18 protein-coding genes, 1 tRNA gene and 1 riboswitch are annotated in these 21,015 nt (G+C 69.1%); of the genes, 12 read left to right on the top strand and 7 right to left on the bottom strand.

The features are described from left to right. Positions 1-146 precede the first annotated feature (146 nt). A tRNA-Arg gene (locus tag AC1DHY_RS14560) sits at positions 147-220 on the top strand. Between the two features lie 118 nt (positions 221-338). Here AC1DHY_RS14560 and AC1DHY_RS14555 read toward each other — a convergent pair. Next, positions 339-1,082 (bottom strand): FadR/GntR family transcriptional regulator, encoded by a 744-nt coding sequence (locus AC1DHY_RS14555; RefSeq protein ID WP_476879148.1) that lies wholly within the window; start codon positions 1,080-1,082, stop codon positions 339-341. Positions 1,083-1,183: 101 nt separating this feature from the next. Between AC1DHY_RS14555 and AC1DHY_RS14550 the strand changes: the two genes are divergently transcribed. The 5 genes from AC1DHY_RS14550 (at position 1,184) to AC1DHY_RS14530 (ending at position 6,915) form a co-directional block, all read left to right on the top strand. Further along, positions 1,184-2,641 (top strand): dihydrolipoyl dehydrogenase family protein, encoded by a 1,458-nt coding sequence (locus AC1DHY_RS14550; RefSeq protein ID WP_476903818.1) that lies wholly within the window; start codon positions 1,184-1,186, stop codon positions 2,639-2,641. 127 nt (positions 2,642-2,768) lie between these two features. Next, positions 2,769-3,446 (top strand): ABC transporter ATP-binding protein, encoded by a 678-nt coding sequence (locus AC1DHY_RS14545; protein ID WP_476879150.1) that lies wholly within the window; start codon positions 2,769-2,771, stop codon positions 3,444-3,446. Then, positions 3,443-5,479 (top strand): YhgE/Pip family protein, encoded by a 2,037-nt coding sequence (locus AC1DHY_RS14540; RefSeq protein WP_476903817.1) that lies wholly within the window; start codon positions 3,443-3,445, stop codon positions 5,477-5,479. Before AC1DHY_RS14545 ends, AC1DHY_RS14540 begins: the two co-directional genes overlap by 4 nt. Beyond that, a complete protein-coding gene (locus tag AC1DHY_RS14535) occupies positions 5,476-6,117 on the top strand; it encodes a TetR/AcrR family transcriptional regulator (RefSeq protein WP_476903816.1) in 642 nt (213 codons plus the stop codon). The genes AC1DHY_RS14540 and AC1DHY_RS14535 overlap by 4 nt, the downstream gene beginning before the upstream one ends. Before the next feature lie 33 nt (positions 6,118-6,150). After that, complete coding sequence (locus AC1DHY_RS14530; protein WP_476879153.1) at positions 6,151-6,915, top strand: hypothetical protein; 765 nt, start codon at positions 6,151-6,153, stop codon at positions 6,913-6,915. A 35-nt stretch (positions 6,916-6,950) separates the two neighbouring features. Here AC1DHY_RS14530 and AC1DHY_RS14525 read toward each other — a convergent pair whose 3' ends face one another. From AC1DHY_RS14525 to AC1DHY_RS14510, 4 genes are all read right to left on the bottom strand, one after another. Then, positions 6,951-7,517 (bottom strand): hypothetical protein, encoded by a 567-nt coding sequence (locus tag AC1DHY_RS14525; protein ID WP_476903815.1) that lies wholly within the window; start codon positions 7,515-7,517, stop codon positions 6,951-6,953. 112 nt (positions 7,518-7,629) lie between these two features. Next, positions 7,630-8,157, bottom strand: coding sequence for a SixA phosphatase family protein (locus tag AC1DHY_RS14520; protein ID WP_476880557.1), 528 nt, complete (start codon positions 8,155-8,157; stop codon positions 7,630-7,632). Between the two features lie 250 nt (positions 8,158-8,407). Next, entirely contained in the window at positions 8,408-9,277 is an 870-nt protein-coding gene (locus tag AC1DHY_RS14515; RefSeq protein WP_476903814.1) for a winged helix-turn-helix domain-containing protein, read from the bottom strand. A gap of 413 nt (positions 9,278-9,690) precedes the next feature. Continuing rightward, a complete protein-coding gene (locus AC1DHY_RS14510; RefSeq protein ID WP_476903813.1) occupies positions 9,691-10,272 on the bottom strand; it encodes a hypothetical protein in 582 nt (193 codons plus the stop codon). A 567-nt stretch (positions 10,273-10,839) separates the two neighbouring features. On the opposite strand from AC1DHY_RS14510, the gene AC1DHY_RS14505 reads away from it, so the two are divergent. The 6 genes from AC1DHY_RS14505 to AC1DHY_RS14480 all read left to right on the top strand — a co-directional run bounded on the left by AC1DHY_RS14505 (position 10,840) and on the right by AC1DHY_RS14480 (position 19,776). Then, positions 10,840-11,580 carry a response regulator transcription factor gene (locus tag AC1DHY_RS14505; RefSeq protein ID WP_476880354.1) on the top strand — a complete coding sequence of 247 codons (741 nt, stop codon included), beginning with the start codon at positions 10,840-10,842 and terminating at the stop codon, positions 11,578-11,580. Positions 11,581-11,601: 21 nt separating this feature from the next. After that, on the top strand, positions 11,602-13,155 hold the full coding sequence (locus AC1DHY_RS14500) for a HAMP domain-containing sensor histidine kinase (RefSeq protein WP_476880353.1): 1,554 nt from the start codon (positions 11,602-11,604) through the stop codon (positions 13,153-13,155). 80 nt (positions 13,156-13,235) lie between these two features. Further along, positions 13,236-14,600: a bifunctional glycosyltransferase family 2/GtrA family protein gene (locus AC1DHY_RS14495; RefSeq protein ID WP_476903812.1), complete on the top strand. Its 1,365-nt coding sequence runs from the start codon at positions 13,236-13,238 to the stop codon at positions 14,598-14,600. Next, positions 14,601-16,568, top strand: coding sequence for a glycosyltransferase family 39 protein (locus AC1DHY_RS14490; protein WP_476903811.1), 1,968 nt, complete (start codon positions 14,601-14,603; stop codon positions 16,566-16,568). A 6-nt stretch (positions 16,569-16,574) separates the two neighbouring features. Then, on the top strand, positions 16,575-18,629 hold the full coding sequence (locus tag AC1DHY_RS14485) for an ArnT family glycosyltransferase (protein ID WP_476903810.1): 2,055 nt from the start codon (positions 16,575-16,577) through the stop codon (positions 18,627-18,629). A gap of 253 nt (positions 18,630-18,882) precedes the next feature. Beyond that, positions 18,883-19,052: riboswitch (cyclic di-AMP (ydaO/yuaA leader) on the top strand. Beyond that, positions 19,051-19,776 (top strand): aggregation-promoting factor C-terminal-like domain-containing protein, encoded by a 726-nt coding sequence (locus tag AC1DHY_RS14480; RefSeq protein ID WP_476903809.1) that lies wholly within the window; start codon positions 19,051-19,053, stop codon positions 19,774-19,776. It overlaps the preceding riboswitch by 2 nt. Positions 19,777-19,911: 135 nt before the next feature. Here AC1DHY_RS14480 and AC1DHY_RS14475 read toward each other — a convergent pair whose 3' ends face one another. Together AC1DHY_RS14475 and upp are read right to left on the bottom strand one after the other, a co-directional pair. Continuing rightward, the gene (locus AC1DHY_RS14475; RefSeq protein WP_476879130.1) at positions 19,912-20,289 is read right to left on the bottom strand and encodes a VOC family protein; all 378 of its coding nucleotides are present in this window, start codon (positions 20,287-20,289) and stop codon (positions 19,912-19,914) included. 79 nt (positions 20,290-20,368) lie between these two features. Further along, positions 20,369-21,004, bottom strand: coding sequence for a uracil phosphoribosyltransferase (upp, locus tag AC1DHY_RS14470; RefSeq protein WP_056736007.1), 636 nt, complete (start codon positions 21,002-21,004; stop codon positions 20,369-20,371). Between the last annotated feature and the right edge of the window lie 11 nt (positions 21,005-21,015).

Below are 21,015 nucleotides of genomic sequence, written 5' to 3'. Positions count from 1 at the left end.
GGGAATCGTCGCCATTTTTGTGACGAAGGTCACGTAGACCGGTCTAGTCAGGCAGATTACATGCCTCACGATTTGGCACTCCGGGCCCACCTCGCGTAAAGTAATTCGAGGTTCGGGGAGCGAGAAGTTCCCGAAGATCCGAGAATGCGCCCATAGCTCAGCTGGATAGAGCGTCTGTCTACGGAACAGAAGGTCAGGGGTTCGAATCCCTTTGGGCGCACAGAGTAAAAAGATCCGCACCGGTCCGCCGGTGCGGATCTTTTTGTTTTCCCGTCCGGTTTCCCGGCCGGTTTAGGGGGCGCGTTGTGTTCCCCGCCTGGTTCCCCGGGCCGCCTGCCCTAGTCCTCCGCCGCCGCCTCAACCCTGCGGCGGATCGTCCCGAAGTGGCTGCCCAGCAGTTCGGCGGCCAGGTCCGCGTCCCCCGCGGCCACTGCCTGGTACAGCTGCCGGTAGCGCACAGCATCGCCGGGCCGGTCGACGCCGGCCACGGACCGCTCCAGCTCGATCCTGCGGCCGACGGTCCGGAACGCGCCCAGCAGGCCCTGCAGCTGCGCGTTACCCAGTGGCTCGAACAGCAGGTGGTGGAAGTCGGCTGCGGCCTCGACGAAGGGCTCGCCGGAACGTGCCAGCTCTTCGATCCTCAGCACGGCCGCCTCCAGCCCCGCCAGCTGGCCCGGCTGCAGGGCCGCTATCGCCGTGCCGACCAGTCCGGACTCCAGCAGCCGCCGGGCATCAATGAGTTCCAGGGCTTCCCGCGCCTGGTGCCGCAGGGAGAGGCGCGCCCGGAACAGCAGCCCTTCCACCAGGGCATCGAAGTTGCTCGCGGCCACGAACGTACCGAAGCCGTGGCGGATCTCGATGACACCCACGGCCTGGAGCACTTTGAGCGCCTCCCGCAAGGTGTTTCGGCCGACGCCCAGGACGCCGGTCAGCTCGTTCTCGGTGGGCAGCGGGTCACCCGGTTCCAGTTCCCGTTCGAGAATCAGTTCGATGATGCCGGACTGCAGGGCACGCAGCCGTTCCTGCGCACCCCGGCGGCGGGGCGGCACCGCGCCGGCGCCACTCATTGCGGCTGCACACATCAGTGGACTCCTCCCCCGGGTGACCCTCAGGGTAGCGGACGTCCCACCTCCTGCACAGGGCCCCGCCCCGGGTACAGTCCCGGCGGGGTTAGGCTGTTGCCATGACGGCACACCTAGAGCGTGAATTCGATGTCATTGTGATCGGAGCGGGCGCGGTGGGCGAGAACGTGGCCCAGCGCGTGGTGAAGGGCGGACTGAGCGCCGTCCTGGTGGAAGCGGAACTGGTGGGCGGCGAGTGCTCCTACTGGGCCTGCATGCCCTCGAAGGCCCTGCTGCGGCCCGGCACCGCGCTCCACGGCGCCCAGACCGTCCCCGGCGCCGAAGAGGCAGTGACCCGCGTGCTCGATGCCGAGGCGGTGCTGAAACGGCGGGACTACTTCACCTCCAACTGGCAGGACGACAGCCAGGTCAAGTGGGTCGAGGACACCGGCATCGAGCTCCTGCGCGGCCACGGCTGGCTCACCGGCACCCGCCGCGTGGAAGTCGCCGGCCTGGACGGCAACAACTACGCACTCACCGCGCACCACGCCGTCGTACTGGCCACCGGCTCGCGCCCCAGCATTCCGTCCATCGAAGGGCTCGAGGACGCCGACTTCTGGACGACACGGGAGGCCACTTCGGCCCGGGAAATCCCCGACCGTCTCGGGGTACTCGGCGGCGGTGTAGCCGGGACCGAACTCGCCCAGGCCTTCGCCCGGCTCGGCTCGGCCGTGACGGTCGTGGCCCGCGGCGGCCTCCTCGGGACCTTTCCGGCTCCCGCGGCGGAGCTGGTCCAGGCCGGGCTGCGGGCCGACGGCGTCGAGCTCCACCTCCACGCCGGAACCGAGAGTGTCCACGAGGATGAGGACGGAGCCCTGACCCTGACCCTGGCGGGCGGCGGCACCGTCACCGTGGACAAGCTCCTGGTCGCCACCGGCAGGCACCCGGCGCTCGAGGGCCTTGGTCTGGAGAGCGTGGGGCTGGGCGACGGCGGGGAGGCCACCCGGCGGCTGAGCACGGATGCGAGCGGACTCGTCCTGGGCGCGGAGGGCAATAACGACGCCCCCTGGCTGTACGCCGTCGGCGACGCCGCAGGCAAGGTCCTGCTGACCCATCAGGGCAAATACGAGGCGCGGGCCAGCGGCGACGCGATTGCCGCCCGGGCCAAGGGAACCCTCTCTGGCGAGCCTGGCGCCTGGAGTCCGTACGCCCACACGGCCGACGACCACGCTGTTCCCAACGTCGTCTTCACCGACCCCGAGCTGGCGTCGGTGGGCCGCAGCCTGGAGCAGGCACAAAAGGACGGCTACCGCGCCACCTCCGTGCAGCTGCCCATCCAGGTGGCGGGGTCGTCGCTGCATTCCGAGCATTACAAGGGCTGGGCCCAGCTGGTGGTGGACGAGGACCGCAAGGTGCTGCTCGGCGCAACCTTCGCCGGGCCCGACGTGGCCGAGCTCCTCCACGCCGCGACGATCGCCGTCGTGGGCGAAGTTCCCCTCAGCCGGCTGTGGCATGCTGTCCCCTCCTACCCCACCATCAGCGAGGTATGGCTGCGGCTCCTGGAGGAATACGGCCTCTAGGCGACGCCCCCACAAGGGCCCCGGAGCCCGGCTCCGGGGCCCTTCTGTGTCCCGTTGCTCCCATCTATTTGAACTGACCGGTCAGTTTAGTTAGCCTTGGAGAAGATCATCCTTCGAAAGGCATCCCTTGCTCCGCGTACAACAGCTTCACGTGAAGGGCCGGCGTGACCCCCTGGTTCCGACCACCTCGTTGCAGGTCGGCCGGGGTGAACTCCTGCTTGTCACCGGCCAGCGCCAGGACCAGCGCACCGCACTCGCCCTGACCCTCAGCGGACGGATGAAGCCCTCCGGCGGGACCGTCCAGTGGGACGGCGCCGGACGCATCAAGCAGTTGCGGCAGGCGAGCGCGGTCGTCGACGCTCCCGGCGTCAGCGAACCGGAACCGCACCTGAGCGTGCGCGACCTGGTGACCGAGGACCTCGCCCTCATCCCCCGCCGTTACCGCGGCGCCCTGCTGAGCACACCCTGGCTCAAGGTCAACCGCTTTGAGGACATCGCTGGAAGCTGGGCCGAGGAGCTGCCCGCGCACCGCCGCCTGGAACTGCTGACGGCCCTGGCCCTGGCGAATCCCCACACCGACCTGCTGGTGGTCGACTCTCCGGACCGCCACAGTGGGGATCCGGCCGATTGGCTTCCGCTGCTCCAGGAACTGGCGCACGACGGCGGGCGGCCGCTGGCCGTCGTCGCCACGGTCGGCAGCATCCCGACGGGGTGGACCGGTCCGGCCGAAGAGATTGGCAATGCCGTCCCGGCACCCGAGCCCGAGGACGCACCCCTGGAGACCGAAACCGAGGAGGCCCGATGACCGTGCTGCGGCTGGCCCGTTCCGAACTTAAGCGCATGACCGGCGGCCTGCTGCCGAAGCTGACCATCCTGGCCCTGACGCTGGTGCCCCTGCTCTATGGCGCGGTGTACCTCTACGCGAACTGGGATCCCTACGGCAAGCTCAACCAGATCGATGCCGCCCTGGTGGTCGAGGACTCCGGTGCCAGCGCAGCGGACGGCACACGGCTTGAGGCCGGCCGGAAGGTTGCTGAGAGCCTGGTGGAGGGCCACGTCTTCAACTGGAAGACCGTTTCCAGCTCCGAGGATGCCGACCGGGGCGTGAGCAGCGGCGAGTACGCGTTTGCGCTCAAGATCCCCAAGGATTTCTCCGCCAACCTCGTCTCGCCGGGAAGTTTCGACGCCGCGAACCAGGCCATGCTGAACGTCACCACCAATGACGCCAACAACTACCTTCTGGGCACCATCGTGGACAAGCTCACCACCGCCGTGCACGCGTCCGTCGCGAAGGAGGTGGGTGAAGAGACCGCCAACCAGCTGCTGACGGGCTTTGGCACGATCCATACCCAGATGCTCAAGGCTGCCGACGGGGCCGGGAAACTCTCCGAGGGCGTCGCCAAACTACGCGACGGGGCAGTCAGCCTGCACTCCGGGACCGGCGCACTCAGCAGCGGTGCCAACGAGCTCTACGCCGGACAAACCAAGCTGCGGGACGGCGCCAACCAGCTCAATGCCGGTGCCGGCCAGCTCAGCGCCGGTCTGGGGCAGCTCAAGGACAAGACGTCGACGCTGCCCGCCGATTCGCAGCGGCTCGCCGACGGCGCCGCCCAGGTGGCGGCCGGCAACGCGGCCCTGAACACGAAGGTCCAGGACGCCGTCGTACAGCTCGGCGCCGCGGACCGGGGCCTTCGGGACCGGGTGGTCCAGTCCAACAACCGGCTGATCGCCGCCGGCGTGATCACTCCGGAGCAGGCGGCCAAGATCCTGGCCGACTTCGACACCGCTGCCGCGTCCGACCCGGCAGCGCAGGCCAAGTCCAAGGTCCAGGCCGATGCGGCCCAGATCCAGCAGCTGGCCGACGGGTCCGCGGCCGTCAGTGCCGGGGCGGCCAAACTTGCCGCCTCCACACCGGCCCTGACCGGTGCCATCTCCCAGGCATCGGCCGGCGCCGACCAGCTGTCGGCAGGTTCAGCCGCGCTGGCCGCCGGGGAGCAGACCGCCGTTGACGGCAACGCCAAGCTTGCTGACGGTGCCAGGACGCTCGACGCCGGGGCCGGCCGGCTTGCCGACGGCGCCCGGAGCGCCGCCGATGGCGCCGCGACCCTGGCCACGGAACTGGACAAGGGCGCCGGAAAGGTCCCGCACCCCAACGACGGCCAGAAGGGCCGCCTCGCCAAGGTGATGGCCGACCCCGTCGCGGTCAGCAACGTCTCGCAGGCCAAGGCAGGCTCTTACGGCGCCGGGCTGGCACCGTTCTTCCTCACCCTGGCCCTGTGGATCGGCGTGTTTATGCTGGTCCAGGCCATGCGCCCGGTCACCCAGCGTGCCCTGGCCTCCAACGCTCCGACCTGGAAGATCGCCGTCGGCGGCTGGCTGCCCTTCCTCGCCGTCGCGGCGGTCCAGGCCAGCCTGCTGACCCTGGTGGTGGACGTGGGGCTGGGCCTGAACCCCGCCCACCCCGTGCTGATGTGGGTCCTGATGCTGGCGGCCGCCATGGCCTTCAGCGCCATCATCCAGGGTGTAGTGGCCCTGCTCGGCTCGCCCGGCAAGCTGGTGGTGCTGATCCTGCTGGTCCTGCAACTGGTCTCGTCCGGCGGCACCTTCCCCTGGCAGACCACCCCGGAACCGCTGCACGTGGTGCACCAGATCCTGCCGATGGGTTATGTGGTCAACGGCATGCGCCACCTGATCTACGGCGCCGACCTGGCCGGCGTCGCACCCACCATGCTGGGCCTGGTTGGCTACACTTTGCTGGGACTGGCGATGTCCGCCGTCGCCGTCCGGAAACACAAGTTCTGGACGCTCAAGACCCTGAAGCCGGAGATCTCCGTATGAGCACCCAGCCCCGCGAGGCAGCGGCGTCCGACGGCGACGGCGCCAAAAAGCTCCGCCCCGGCCGTACCAACGCGACCAAGCAGAAGCTGTTCGAGGCCTCGATGGAACTGATCGGCGAACGCGGCGCCGCCGGTGTGACAGTGGATGAAATCGCCGCGGCCGCCGGAGTCTCAAAGGGCACGGTCTACTACAACTTCGGCAGCAAGTCCGATCTGATCGCGCAGCTGCTGCGGCACGGCGTGGACATCCTGATGGCCCGGCTGCTGAGCGTCAAGGACGAGTCGGCGGACCCGCTGCTGGCGATGGAGGAAATGATCGGCCAGGCCATGGACTTTATGGCCGAGTACCCGTCCTTTGCCCGGCTCTGGGTCAGCGAGAACTGGCGGACACCGAGCGAATGGCAGGACACCTTCAGCGAACTCCGCGGCCGGCTCCTTGGTGTGATCGGCGCCGCGATCGAGGCCGTGGCGGCCCGCTACCCTGTGGATCCCGGGGTGTCGCGCGGCAGCCTGGAGACCGCGATCTTCGGGGCGTGTTTTGTGGTGGGGCTGGACCGTCAGACCTACAATCCGGAGCGCACCAGGGCGCAGAGCGTTGCCGCCATCATGGCGAGCATGCGTGGCTACGTGGTGAAGTAGCCCTGCTCGGGGATGATTGGTCACATGCGCCACATGGGTAAAAGCGGGAAGACCGCCATCGGAGCCTCACTGGCAGCCCTGGCCCTGCTGGTGCTCGCCGGCGCCACCCTGAACGAAACCGTGGGACTGTGGTTCCTGGCCGCGTCAGCGATCGCCTACGTGGCGTGTGTGGCCGAGGTCCTGGTCCGGCGGCGGCACAAGACGCTCCTGGCCAGCGGGGTCGGCAGCATTCTCTTCATCGCCTTCGGCATTGCCTTCCTGCGCCAATGGGGACTGGCCTTCAACCCGGATCCGAATGCGCTGTCCACCAACGTTGATTCCGACCACCCGGACCTGTACTTCTACCTCTCCGCGGCCTCCGGCGCCGCGACCCTGCTGTTGCTCCTCGCCGGTACCGTCCTACCGGGCCGGGGTGCGGCACCACGGGGCCACGCCACCCGCCGTCCTGCCGCCGGCGGACGAGCGCCCGCATCACGCAGGCCCGCCGCCCGGACCGCCGCCAGGACCACAGCACCGCGTTCGGGGGCGGCCCGGCCAGCTGCGCCGCGTACCTCGCCAGCGCAGCGCACCTCCACGGCGCAGCGCACCCCGGCCCAACGAAGTCCGGCGCCGCGAACCGGAGCCCCGCGCACCCCTGCGCGGGCATCCTCAACCGTCAAGCGGCCCGCGGCCCCGACGTCGTCCGCTGCGGCCAAGCCCGCCGTGAAGCGGCCCGCCACACCGTCGTCGCCAGCCACACCCAAACCCCCAGCAAAGAGCCCCGCCAAACCGGCCGGCAAAGCCCCGTCCCGCCGTTAGCTCGCGGGGGCCCGTTAGCTCACGGGGCCCGTTCGCTAGAGGTTGCGCGGCCGGTCGCCGTGCGGGTCCCCGGGGTCGTGCGCCGGGGCCGTACCGCCGGGAAATCCTTCGGTTCCGCCAGATTCAGCCCGGCGTTCGCGCTCACCGCGGTCCCGGCGCAGCTCTTCGTGCGGCTGGCCGTTGGCGGCTTCCGCGTCGCGGGTCCGGGTGTCGTACTCCCCGGCGGCGCGGGTCTCATCGGCGCCACGGGTTTCATCGGCGCCAGGTTCGGTTGCGACGTCGGGATCGACCTCGTCGGCCCGGCGGAGCTGCTCTTCGGCGCCCATCCGGGCTGTTTCGGCTTCCTGCTGGGTGCCGCGGGCCTGCAGGCGCAGCCGTTCGGCCTCGACCTCGGCTGCCTTCGCGTCGGCTTCGGCGCGGGCTGCCTTGGCTTCGTGGTCCCTGGCGGCCAGCTGGTCGGCCTCGGCCCTTTCACGCATTTCTGCGGCCCGGTTCCGGTCCGCGTCGGTCTTGCGCTTGCGGCTGAAATAGATTGCCACCGCAACGATCGCGAGCACCACAACGATGCCGATAATGATCCCTACGAGCTGTCCTGAATCCACGGTGATTCACCTTTTCCTTCGGTAGCTAAGTAACACCGGCAGTAAAAGCAATTACAGCATTAGTAAACAACACAAACGGGTCGCTGGCCATGGAATAGCCCGCCCTTGGGCGCTACTTCGCGCGCGGAACCGTGAAGTGGGTCAGCCGCGCGTCCTGGCCGTCCAGCTCGGCCCAGGACTTTTCGGTTTCCAGGACAGTCAGGCCGCTGGTGGGGTAGCGGGTGGCGGCGTCCATGTAGGCGTCATGGTTCGAATCGCGGGACGCCAGATGCATGGCGAGGTCCTGCACGCCGGGCATGTGGGAAATCACCATAAGGGTGGTCACGGTATCCGGGACATGGTTGATGACTGCCAGCATGTGCAGGGCCGAGGCTCCGTAGAGGCCGTCCTCGAGTTTCGGGGTCGGCGCCTTGTCCCCCAGTTCGCTGCACACCCAGGTGCAGGTCTGGCGGGTGCGGAGGGCGCTGGAGCACAGGATGAAGTCGGGGACGACGCCGTGCTTCAGGAGCCAGCGTCCGGCCAGCGGCGCTTCCCGGTGTCCGCGCTCTTCCAGCGGCCGGTCGTGATCCGCGACGCCGCCCGGCCAGTCCGCTTTGGCGTGCCGCATGAGCACCAGCTGTTTGATGTGATGCGCGCTCATGGCTCAATCCTAGTGCGGCCAGCCGCCGCGATTCCCCCGTTCCCCCGCCCACCCCAGCCGCGGAGGCCCAAACCCCACAAGGCCGTACCCGCGCAGAGAGGCAGTGCCTTTTGCGAGGGCGCTGAAGCGCAGCGGCACATCCCGAAAGCGCCGTTGTTGCGCGAGGAACGAGGGCAGGCGCCGAGGGATCGTGCCGCGAAAGCGAAAAGCGCCCGCCCCGAGAGGGGACGGGCGCTTCGCACAAGCCAGCCTAGATGGAGTATTCCGGAGCGGCCCAGACTACAACTTCGGGGTGCTCGTAGAACCGGTAGCCCTGGCCGCGCACGGTCCGGACGGTGTTGGCCAGGCGGCCGAGCTTGGAGCGCAGGCGCCGGATGTGCACGTCGATGGTGCGCTCGTTGGGAACCTCTTCGGCGTTCCGCCACAGGCCCTCAAGCAGTTCATCGCGGCCGACGGTGCGGGTGCCGTTCTCGACGAGGTAGTTCAGGAGCTCGAATTCCTTGAAGGTAAGGTTCAGCGATTCGCCGTCGAGCGCCACTTCACGGCGGGCAAGGTCAATAAGCACGCCGGACGGGCGCGGATCCTGGGGCTGCTGCAGCCGCGCGTTCTCGGCGCGCTGGCGGGCCCCCGCCGTCGGATCGCCGAAGGTGGACCGGACGACGTCGAGCGCGGACCCCGGGGCGGACGCCGGGGCGACGGCGACGGCGGCGTAGCTCTCGGCACCGGAGACCAGGGACTGGGCGTAGGCGCGGATTTCCTGGGCGAGCTTGGCGATGGAAGTGCCGGCAGCCGCCGCGGTCTCCTCGTCAATGCCCATGTAGAGCACAAATCCGCGGGCCACGTTGTCGTTCGGCACGGGACGGACCGGGCCGCCTGCGCCCGGGGCGATCACCGGGGTGGGAGCCGTGGCCGGAGCAGACTCGGCCGCGGGGACGGCGCGGAGCTGGCCGTAGGAATTCGGGTTGTAGCCCTGCGCGGCATAGCCCGGGGCGGGAAAGCTGTTGCCGGATGCGGCAGGGCCAAAGCTGGGACGGCCGCCGAAACCCTGGCGGAGGCCCGCCTGGCCGGCCTTATTGGCGTTACGGACGGAGATGTGGACGTATCCGGATGCAACTGACATGGAATGCTTACCTCAATGTGAATGGCCGTCATCGCGGCTCGAATGCTGATTTCCCCGCAATGAAAACTGGGGAGGGGCGCCCGACGCTGGGCTGGGGGCGAATGCCTATAAACGTTCTGGGGTGTAGAAGTTAGGCGTGCATTCGACAACAGCGCATCTCAGTACCAGCTGGTGCGCTGATCCCGGAAGCTGCGGCTGCAGGTGCTGTTGAGTTCTTGTTCACAATTGAAGTGTGCAACGTAACAATGAGAACTAGCAAGTAACAATGGACTGCCAAGTCCGCATTGTGAGACAAAAAGGGCGATTGTAGCGCAAATCACAATTCTGGCGAGCCCATAAAAAGTCAGCATACTTGCGATACAGGCGCGGTTTGGCCGGTATGTACCATTGGTACCGGGGGCCACGGGCCCGGATCAGTTGGTCTGGCCGGTGGCGGTCGCCTGCACCAGCTGCACGGACGACGCCGCGTATCCGGAACCGGACTTGGCGGCCACGATCCGCACCGTTGCCCCGGCGACGATGTCGGAGACACTCAGCTGGGTTCCTGTGCCACCGGCCTGCTGGCGCCGTTGTTGCATATTGCTCACCACCACGTCGCTGCCCAGGGAATAGCTGCGCGTGAAACCGTCGCTGCTCTTGATGGTGACCGACGTCGAGCTGACCTCGCTGACGGTTCCCAGCTGCTCGGCCCGGGTGGTGTAGGTGCTGCCTTCAAGCACCACATATTCGGCGTGCACGGCCGCGTTCAGCCCGCCCATGCCGCCGGCGGAGAAATCGCCGGGACCGCCCTGGCCCGGCATGCCGCCTCCCCCAAAGCCGCCCTGCGCTCCGCCTTGTATGCCCTGCATCCCCTGGCCGGAACCCTGGCCGCCCAGGCCGGGTCCGCCCGCCGCACCGGCAGCGGTTCCGCTGGCAGCGGCCGAACTCGAGGTCAGGGCGTAGACCCCCACTCCGGCTCCGGCTGCGAGGACCACGGCCGCCCCCGCGACAGCCACGCCACGCTTGACGGTCCACTGCTTGCCGGCCGGGGCGTGTGCGGCGGGTCCTGCCGGTGCACCCCACCCGGGAGCGGGGGCTTGGGCCGCGGTGGCCGGGCCACCCCAACCCGGCTGGGGCGGGGCACCCCACCCCGGGGCCTGGGCCGGGTCGGGATGCGGGCCTTGGAAAACCGGCTCCCCCGTTGCGTACCCCCGTGTTGCGTGATCCCCGGTTGCGTAATCCTGTGTTGCGTAGGGAGTGGTCACGGGTGCCGGTGCGGCCTGGGGCGGGGTGTCGGAGCCGTGCTCGAGGCTGTGCTGGGAACTGTGTCCGGAGTGGTGTTCGGGGACGGGCCGGGGTCCGGTTCCGGGGTGCTGACCGCTCATGGTGTTACTCCTGTCAGGGTGCTTGATCATGTCCACCCCAGAGTGCTGAGCGATCCTGTGCCGGGGCTGTGCGGTCCGAAGGCCACGCCTGTGACCTTTCGCCGCTGCGCGGGGCATCCAGATCGGTAGTCTGGGATTCACAGGTGCCGCACAGGGTTCCTAAAGCCGCCCCCTAACGGCAGATCGGAGAGTCGTTCCATGGCCACTTCGCACTCCACCACCAACAACCTTCCCCAGCTCACGCACCCGGACGGCTCGCCGATCCGCGCGCTGGTGGTGGACGACGAGCCCAGCCTCTCCGAGCTCATGAGCATGGGCCTGCGGATGGCGGGCTGGTCCGTGGCCGTCGCCGGTGACGGGCCGACGGCGGTCAAACTGGCCAAGGACTTCCGGCCCGATGTCCTGGTGCTGGACGTGATGCTGCCGGGGTTCGACGGCGTCGAACTCCTCAGCCGCATCCGGGCCTTCGCACCGGAAGTTCCCGCACTGTTCCTGACGGCAAAGGATGCGGTGCAGGACCGTATCACCGGCCTCGCGGCGGGCGGCGACGACTACGTCACCAAGCCGTTCAGCATGGAAGAGGTACTCCTGCGGCTGCACCGGCTGGTGCAGCGCTCCGGGGTGGCGGCCATGGACACCGCCGAGCTGGTCGTGGGCGATCTGGTGCTCAATGTCGATACCCGCGACGTCACCCGGGCCGGCGAGGAACTGCACCTGACCGCAACCCAGTTTGATCTGCTGCGCTACCTCATGGAAAACCCCAAACGGGTCATCAGCAAGGCCCAGATCCTGGACCGCGTCTGGGACTACGATTTCGGCGGCCAGGCGAACATTGTCGAGCTCTACATCTCCTACCTGCGCAAGAAAATCGACGCCAACCACGCACCCATGATCCACACCGTGCGCGGCGCCGGCTACGTCCTGAAACCGGCGGACTGATCCGTGCCTACCCTTTCCGGCGTGACGCCAACGCCCGGCCGCGACTGGCGGAACCCGTCCACCTGGCATTTGCGCACCCGCCTGGTCCTGGTGGCCATGGCGTTGCTGGTGGCGATCTGCGGGGCCGTAGGCGTGGTCAGCTACGCCTCCATGGACGTGTTCCTGACCCGGCAGCTCGATACCCAGCTGGCCCAGGCCTCCCACCGCGCCAGCGAGTTCGGCCGGCCGGTCCCGGACGACTCCGGCCGCCGGCCCGACCCGCTGGAGGCGCGCGGCCAGGGCATCGGGACGCTGAACGCCCGGATCGCCAACGGCACGGTCAGCAACCCGGGGTTTTTGGCCGGGGACGCCACCCGCAAGAGCCTCTCCCCCGATGACAATGCGGTCCTCCTGGCACTAACCCCGGACGGCATCCCGGTGGAACGAAGCCTGTCGGCAGGCGCCTACCGGCTCACGGCCGTCCGCGCCCCTTACGGGGACATCATTGTCACCGGACTGCCGCTGGAGGAAAAACAAAACACCCTGGCCTCGCTGGTCTGGACCCTCGCCATTGTGTCCGCCGGCGGCCTCGTGCTGATCGGCCTGGCCGGCACCGCCATCATCCGGCGCACCATGAAGCCGCTCGAGCAGCTCTCCGAGGTGGCCACTAAAGTCTCCCGCCTGCCTCTGGACGCCGGCGAGGTGGCGCTGGGGGTACGCGTCCCGGCGTCGGCCGCCCATCCGGGAACGGAAGTGGGCAGCGTGGGGCACGCGCTGAACCAGATGCTGGACAACGTCTCCAACGCCCTCGAAGCGCGGCAGGAGAGCGAGATGAAGGTCCGGCAGTTCGTGGCCGACGCCTCGCACGAACTCCGCACCCCGCTGACCGCCATCCGCGGCTACACCGAACTGATGCGCATGACCGAACACTTCTCGCCCGACGGCGCGAAATCCCTGGCCCGCGTCCAGAGCCAGTCCGAGCGGATGACCACCCTCGTGGAGGATCTGCTGCTGCTGGCCCGGCTGGACGAGGGGCAGCCGCTGAAGATCACCGACGTCGACCTCACCCAGCTGGCCGTGGAAACGGTGAGCGACGAAAAGGTCATGGCCCCCGACCGCCGCTGGCAGCTCGAGCTCCCGGACGAACCCGTGGTGGTCCGCGGCGACGCCACCCAGCTCCACCAGGTCCTCGCCAACCTGCTCTCCAACGCGCGCAAACACACGGACCCCGGGACGAAGGTGGTCACCGGTGTGATGCGCTCAGCGGACGGCAGCGCCGTGGTCACCGTGACGGATAACGGCAACGGCATCGCCCCCGAATTCATCGGCCGGGTCTTCGCGCGCTTCGCCCGGGCCGACGCCTCCCGCGCCAACCCGGCCACGGCGGCTGTGTCTACCGCTGCGGCGCCCGCGGTTTCGTTGCCCGGGCGGGGCACGACGGCGGTCGCCGCCACGGCGTCCGAGGGCACCAGCGGCCTGGGGCTGTCCATTGTGCAGTCGATTGTCGCGGCCCACGGCGGCACCGTCGAAGTCTCGTCCCGGCCCGGACGGACCGAGTTCGCCGTCCGCCTTCCGGCAGTGCCGCCGTCGTCGTAATCCGCCGCGGCCCGGACTTCCACAGCCCCAGCACAGCTTGACCCTAAAGCCCTCTAATGGGCGGCCTGAAAAGTGGAACCATGACGTTCACAGACCAGGCCCCAGGAACCCTGCCCCACTCCCCGGCGACGCCGGCCGGCCCGGTGTTGACCGGCCCCGGCACCCGGCGCGCAGCTATCGTCCCGCGTACCAGCAGTCCGCTGCTGGACGTCACCATTCCCGTTTTCAATGAGGAACGCGACCTCGAAGCCTGTCTGCGCCGGCTCCACGCGTATCTGCGGGGCTCGTTCCCGCACTCGTTCCGGATCACGGTGGCGGACAACGCCAGCACCGACGGCACACTCCAGACAGCGGAGCGCGTGGCCCGCGAACTACGCGAAGTGACGGTGGTCCACATGGCCGAAAAGGGCCGCGGGAATGCCCTGCGGAAGGTGTGGCTGGCTTCTTCGTCGCCCGTTCTGGCCTACATGGACGTGGACCTGTCCACCGACCTCGCGGCGCTGGGCCCGCTGCTGGCCCCGCTGATTTCGGGCCACTCGGACCTGGCGATCGGGACCCGGCTGACCCGTAACTCGCGGGTGGTCCGCGGGCCGAAGCGCGAATTTATCTCACGCGGCTACAACCTCCTGTTGCAGTCCCTGATGGGCGCGCATTTCAGCGACGCGCAGTGTGGATTCAAAGCGATCAGGGCCGACGTGGCCCGGCAGCTGCTGCCGCACACGCTGGACAACGCGTGGTTCTTTGACACCGAGCTGTTAGTCCTGGCCGAAAAGTGCGGCCTTCGGGTCCATGAAGTCCCCGTTGACTGGACCGACGATCCAGATTCGAGCGTGGACATCGTCCAGACGGCCCTCGCCGACCTGCGCGGGATGGCCCGCCTCAGCCGGGACCTGCTCTCGGGCCGCATTCCGGTTCCCGAGCTCCGCGCCGCCCTGGCCCGCGGACCACTGCCGGCGTCGTCCCGGGCGCAGGAACAAAGCCCCGGCGGGAGCCTGTTCGGTCAACTGGTGCGGTTCGGCAGCATCGGGGTGGCCTCCACCCTGGCCTACCTGCTCATCTTCTTGTTGTGCCGCGGTCTCATGAACCCCCAGCTGGCGAACTTCCTGGCGCTCCTCAGCACCGCCGTGGCTAATACGGCCGCCAACCGGCGGTTTACGTTCGGCATCCAGGGCAGCAGCCAGGCCGCGCGCCACCACTTCGAGGGCCTGCTGGTCTTCGGGATCGGGCTGGCCCTCACCTCGGGCGCACTGGCCCTGGTGCACGGCATGTCCGGCACGACCGACCGGTGGCTGGAGCTGGCCACCGTCACCGCGGCCAACCTCGCCGCCACCGCCGTAAAGTTCCTGCTTTTCCGGCTGGTGGTCTTCCGCCACCGGACCGTCCCGGTGCCCGCTCCGGCTGGCGACCCTGCCCTTCCCCTCCCCAGCACAGAAACGGCCAAGTAAATGACCGCAACCATTAGCCCCGCCGCCGAAACCACCAACGGCGTCCCCGCTCCCCCGGCGCAGACCGCCCGGGCGCCCCGGCCCGCCGATCTGCCCCCGGGCGGGGTCCAGAACCGCCGCGGGCGTTTGCTCTTCGGGGCCCAACCGCGCTGGGTGCGGCCCTCGGCGGCCCTGTTGCTGCTCCTCACCGAGGCCCTCTACCTGTGGAACCTCGAAGCGACCGGCTACGCCAACTCCTTCTACGCCGCGGCCATCCAGGCGGGCACGAAGGACTGGACCGCCTTGCTGTTCGGTTCCCTCGACGCCGGCAACGCCATCACCGTGGACAAGCCGCCGGCGGCCCTCTGGATCCCGGCCCTGTCCGGACGGATTTTTGGCTTCTCTGCGTTGAGCATGCTCATCCCCCAGGCGCTGATGGGCGTGGCCGCCGTCGGCGTTCTCTATCTGGCCGTCAAGCGCGTCTCCGGCCCGGCCGCCGGCCTGCTGGCCGGCGGCGCCCTGGCCCTGACCCCCGTGGCCGCCCTGATGTTCCGCTTCAACAACCCCGATGCCATGCTCACCCTCTGCCTGGTGCTGGCCGCGTACTTCACCACCCGCGCGATCGAAAAGGCCGGCTGGAAGTGGCTTGCTGCCGCCGGCGCGGTGGTTGGGCTGGCGTTCCTCACCAAGATGCTGCAGGGCTTCCTGATTGTGCCCGGACTGGCCCTCGCCTACCTCTGGGCCGCCCCGACAACGCTGGGCCGCAGGCTCCTGCACCTGCTGGCGGCCGCCGGCGGCATTGCCGTCGTGGCGGGAAGCTACCTGGCCCTGTTCCAGCTCACGCCGGCCTCGGCGCGGCCCTACATGGCGGGGTCGGAGACCAACAGCTTCCTGGAACTCACGTTCGGCTACAACGGCCTGGGCCGGATCACGGGAACTGGCGGAGGAATGCCCGGCGGCGGCTTTGGCGGCAATGCCGGAGGGCCGGGCGGCAGCGGCAACGTGGGCTTCGGCGGCACGGCCGGCCTCACCCGGATGTTTGGCACCAGTTTCGGCGGCGAGGTGTCATGGCTTCTGCCGGCGTCCCTGATCCTGCTGGCCGCCGGGCTGTGGTTCACCCGGCGTGAGGCCCGCACGTCATCCACCCGCGCTGCGCTGGTGCTGTGGGGCGGATGGCTGGTGGTCACGGCCGGCATCTTCAGCTTTATGAGCGGCACCGTGCATCCGTACTACGCCGTGGCACTGGCCCCGGCAATTGCGGCCCTGGTCGGCATCGGATCCGCGGAGCTGTGGCGGGGCCGGATGCACTGGCCGGCGCGGATCGTCCTGGCCGTCACGGTTCTCGCCACCTCGGCATGGTCGGCCGCCCTCCTGGGCCGCGACCCGGCCTGGCTGCCCGGCCTCCGTGTGATCGTGGTGGCCCTGGGCGTACTGGCCGCCGCGGCCCTCCTGCTCCAGGTCGACAGCATGGCCGCGCTCCCGGTGCGGCTCCGCAAAGCCGCCACGGCCGCCGTCGTGGTCCTCTCCCTCCTGGCCGGCGGGCTGGGAACCGCCGCGTGGACGCTGGCGACGGCGGCCCAGCCGCACTCGGGTTCGATCCCCACCTCAGGTCCGACGGCGTCCGCGATGGGCGGCGGATTCGGACCCTCGGCGGGCCCGGGCGGCGCGACATCGTCGTCCGAACTCTCGACCCTGCTGAAGTCCTCCGGCACCAAATGGTCCGCGATTGTCTCCGGCGCCACCGAAGCAGCCAGCCTGGAACTCGCCACCGGCACCAGCGTCATTGCGCTGGGCGGCTGGAACGGCGGCGACCCCTACCCGACGCTCGCCCAGTTCCAGGCCATGGTGGACCGCGGCGAGATCGGCTACTTCATCTCCGGCGGCATGGGCGGGGGCCGCGGGGGCAACTCCGAGGTCGCCACCTGGGTGGCCGCCAACTACCAGGCCCAGACCGTGGGTAACGCCACCGTGTACAAGCTGGCAGGCTAGGCCGCCATGGCTGGGATCCTGTGCACGCGGACCGGAGTGTCAGACGGAATGTCCGACGGGGCGGCTGCAGGGGCGGTGGAGGGACGTCGCCTGCCGGGAACGGCGCGGGCACACCTGGCCGGGGTTCGCTCGATGCGGGCACGGGTGGAGCTGGCGGTCCTGCTCCTGGCGACGGCCGGGCTGTACCTGTGGAACCTCGGCGCCTCCGGCTGGGCCAACGCCTTCTATTCGGCCGCGGCCCAGGCAGGTTCGCAGGACTGGACGGCCTGGTTCTTTGGCTCGTCCGACGCCGCCAACGCCATCACCGTGGACAAGCCGCCGGCGTCGTTGTGGGTGATGGGACTCTCGGTGCGGTTGTTCGGGCTCAACTCCTGGAGCATCCTCGTCCCGCAGGCGCTGATGGGTGTCGGCACGGTCTGGCTCGTTTATCTGGCCGTCCGCCGGGCGGCGGTACCCGCTGCGGCCGACCGGGTCCTGGCCCACCGCGCCGGGCTGCTGGCCGGCGCGGTGATGGCGCTGACCCCGGTTGCCGTCCTGATGTTCCGGTTCAACAACCCCGACGCCCTGCTGGTGCTCCTCATGACGGCGGCCGCCTACGCCGTGCTGCGCTCCATCCAGGACGCGCGTCTGCGGTGGCTACTGTTCGCCGGGGTGCTGCTGGGCTTCGGGTTCCTGACCAAGCAGCTTCAGGTGCTGCTGGTGGTTCCCGGGTTCGCCCTGGCGTACCTGCTCGCGGCACCGGCCGGAATCGGCAGGCGCGTCCTTCATCTCCTCGCCGCCGGCGGTGCAATGGCCGCCGCGGCGGGGTGGTGGCTGGTCGCCGTCGAGGTCATCCCGGCGCCGGACCGGCCGTATATCGGCGGGTCACAGAACAATTCCATCCTGGAGCTCACCCTTGGCTATAACGGCCTGGGCAGGCTCAGCGGGAACGAGACCGGGAGTGTGGGCGGCGGCAACGGCTGGGGCACCCCGGGCCTGTTCCGGCTGTTCAACACTGAGTTCGGCGGCCAGATTGCGTGGCTGATCCCCTCGGTGCTGTTGCTCGGCGCCGGGTTGTTCTGGCTGGGGCGGCGGGCCCCGCGGACCGACGCCGTCCGGACCTCCGTGATCATCTGGGGCTCGTGGGTCCTGGTCACCGGCCTGACCTTCAGCCTGATGGCCGGCATTATCCACCCGTATTACATGGTGGCGCTGGCTCCGGGGATCGCCGGACTGGCCGGGCTGGGCGGGGTTCTCCTGTGGCAGCGGCGGGAGCAGCCGGTGGCCGCCTTTGTGCTGGCCGGCGCCCTCGCCGCAGCCGGATTCATGGCCACCGCCCTCCTCGGCCGCACGCCGGCGTTCCTGCCGTGGTTGCGCTGGGTGGTCCTGCTGGGCGCCCTCGCGGCCGCGGCCCTGGTGCTGTTCGCCGGGGCACGGGGCGTTCTGGGGTCCGGTGGAGCGCGGGCGACGGGGCTTGGAGGCACGGGTCCCCGCACCGGCCCCGGCTCGCTTTCGCTCCTAACGCGCACGACGGCGTCCCTCGCAGTTGCCGTTGCCCTCTCCGGTCCGCTGGCGTACTCGGTATCCACCGCGGCCACAGCCCATAGCGGCGCGATCGTCTCTGCCGGCCCCGCGGTGTCCGGCCGCGGCGCACCCGGAATGGTGCCGGCATTTGGCGGTGCAGGCGGGTTTGGCGGTCCGGGCGGCGGCAGGGGTGGCGGGATGGGAGGTCTACTCGGCGCCAGCACGCCGTCGGACGCCCTCGTCACCCTGCTCAAGGCTGACGCCGGCACCTTCACCTGGGCGGCCGCCGTCGTCGGCTCCAACAACGCTGCCGGCTACCAGCTGGCCACGCAGCTGCCCGTGATGGCCGTGGGCGGATTCAACGGGACGGACCCGGCCCCGACGCTTGAACAGTTCCAGCAGTACGTGGCCGCCGGGAAGATCCACTACTTCATCGCCGGGACCATGATGCAGGGCGAAACGGGCTCGGACGACGCCGCCCGGATCGCCTCGTGGGTCGCGGCCAACTTCACGGCCCAGAGTGTCGGTGGGACCGAGGTGTACCTGCTGGCGGGGTAGCCGCCGCCGACGCACCCCGCCATTTCGACGGTTCCTTGCCGACTCGACGTTCATAAGCGTCGAGTGGGCGCGGAACCGTCGAAACGGGGCCGATGGCGGCGACGGAGACGGCCTCAGCACAGACCAGGTCTGCGGCAAGACGCCACGCTGCAGCTCGTGATCTCCGTTACCAAAATGTGACTTCTGAATGAAAGTACAGTACCGTTTTAGAGTGCGGCAATCGATCTGGCCGCATATCCGGATTGACGCCATGCTCTGCCGCTTCCCGGATTCCGATGGACCAGGCAGAGGCGGGGGACCCAGTGTTCCCGGGCATTCTGCATCCATGCACCCAAGGGGTTAAGCCGCACGTCGATTATCCGTGCGGCCGGATATTGCATCCGAACCCGACAGCTAACTCCGTAGGCGTTGAGAGGCGAACATGACTGAATTCAAGGTACAAACGCGCCCCGAGGGCGCTAAACGCACATCCGACGCCGACACCGCGCGTCACCGGGCCGAGCCGTCCAAGCGTTCGTCGGCCCTGTCGCGGGTCGGCACCCGCTCCAACGGCAAGCGTGCCGCCGTCGTTGCCACCGCATTCGCCGTCCTGCTGGGGGCCGGCGCCGCGGGGCAGGCTTCCGGTACGTCCGCCCACACCACTGAGGCGGCCAAGGACTCGAAGGCTTCGCTGGAGACCCTGGACTTCGAACGCGTCGGAAGCACCAGCACACCGTCGCCCACGGCCATGAGTGTCGAGGCCCAGGCCTCCACGGTCAAGCCCGCCAAGGCTCCCGCCGCAGCGGCTCCGAAACCGGCTGCCGCCCCGGCGCCCGCTCCCACTAAGCCGGTGGCAGTCGACGACCCCGCAGGCGCCCAGGCCTACGCCGCGTCCCAGCTGCCCGCCCACGGCTGGGCGCCGAGCGAGATGCAGTGCCTGATGAAGCTCTGGACCCGGGAATCGGACTGGAAGACCACCGCCACCAACGCCAGCAGCGGCGCCTACGGTGTGGTGCAGTCGCTGCCGGCCGAGAAGATGGCCAGCGCCGGCGCCGACTACCTGACCAACTACAAGACCCAGATCAACTGGGGCCTGCAGTACGTCCAGGAACGCTACGGTTCGCCGTGCGGTGCCCTGAACTTCCACTACGCGAACAACTGGTACTAAGAAACACCCCGCGGCCCTGCCGCACATAAAGCTCAGGCGAGGCCCCGGATCCACTGGATCCTGGGCCTCGCCCTCGTCTGCCGTCATTTGTCGCCGGCCGCGGCCCGCGAGCCCCGCGGCCGGGTGCGAGCCCCGCTAGCCGTTCGTGCGGCCGGGGATGTACTGCACGGCCCATTTGTTGCCGTCCGGGTCGGCGAAGTACAGGAAGTGCCCCCAGTCCTGGACGTCGACGTCGCTGACGTCCACACCGTTGTCCTTCAGCTGCCGGTGCGCGGCCTGGATATCGCTGACCACCAGCTGGAGGCTGGGCGCAGTGCCGGGCGGGGCATCTATGAGGCCCTCGCCGATCGCAATCGAACACCCGGAGCCCGGCGGAGTCAGCTGGACAAACCGGATGCCTTCCGAGGGGCGCTCGTCGTAGTCGGCGTTGAAGCCCACCTTGTTGACGTAGAAATCCTTGGCCCGGTCCACGTCGGACACCGGCACCATAACAAGTTCAAGTTTCCAGTCCATGGGCACAGGCTAGCCCGGGACACGTTTCGCCGGAACCCCCGACGCCGGCACCCGCGAACGAATACCGGCGGACGGAAGCCTAGACCGCGATCCCGTACAGGCGGTCGCCGGCGTCGCCCAGGCCGGGCACAATGTAGGACTTTTCGTTCAGTTTCTCGTCAATCGAGGCCAGCACGATGGTGACGTTGGCTTCCGAGAGCTCTTCTTCGAGCTTGGCGAGGCCCTCGGGGGCGGCCAGCAGGCAGATGCAGGTGACGTCGGAGGCGCCGCGCTTGAAGAGGAACTTGATGGCCTCGCGCAGGGTGCCGCCGGTCGCGAGCATGGGGTCCAGGACGAAGATCTGGCGGTCCGTCAGGTCCTCGGGGAGACGCTCGGCGTAGGTGATGATGTCCAGGGTCTCTTCGTCGCGGGCCATGCCCAGGAAGCCGACCTCGGCGGTGGGAACCAGCTTGGTCATGCCCTCGAGCATGCCGAGCCCGGCGCGCAGGATCGGGACCACCAGCGGGGTGGGTTTGGTGAACGCCGTGCCGATGGTCGTGCTGACCGGCGTCTCGATGGTCACCGGTTCGGTGCGGACGTCCCGGGTTGCCTCGTAGGCGAGGAGCGTCACGAGCTCCTCGGTGAGCTGGCGGAAGACCGGGGACGGGGTGTTCTTGTCCCGCAGAACGGTGAGCTTATGGGCGACCAGCGGGTGGTCCACAACGAGAGTGCGCATGGGTCAAAACT

This window comes from Arthrobacter sp. 05L44 (assembly GCF_056397605.1).
Note: the sequence above shows the minus strand (reverse complement) of the source record. Positions and strands in the feature narration are given on the sequence as shown.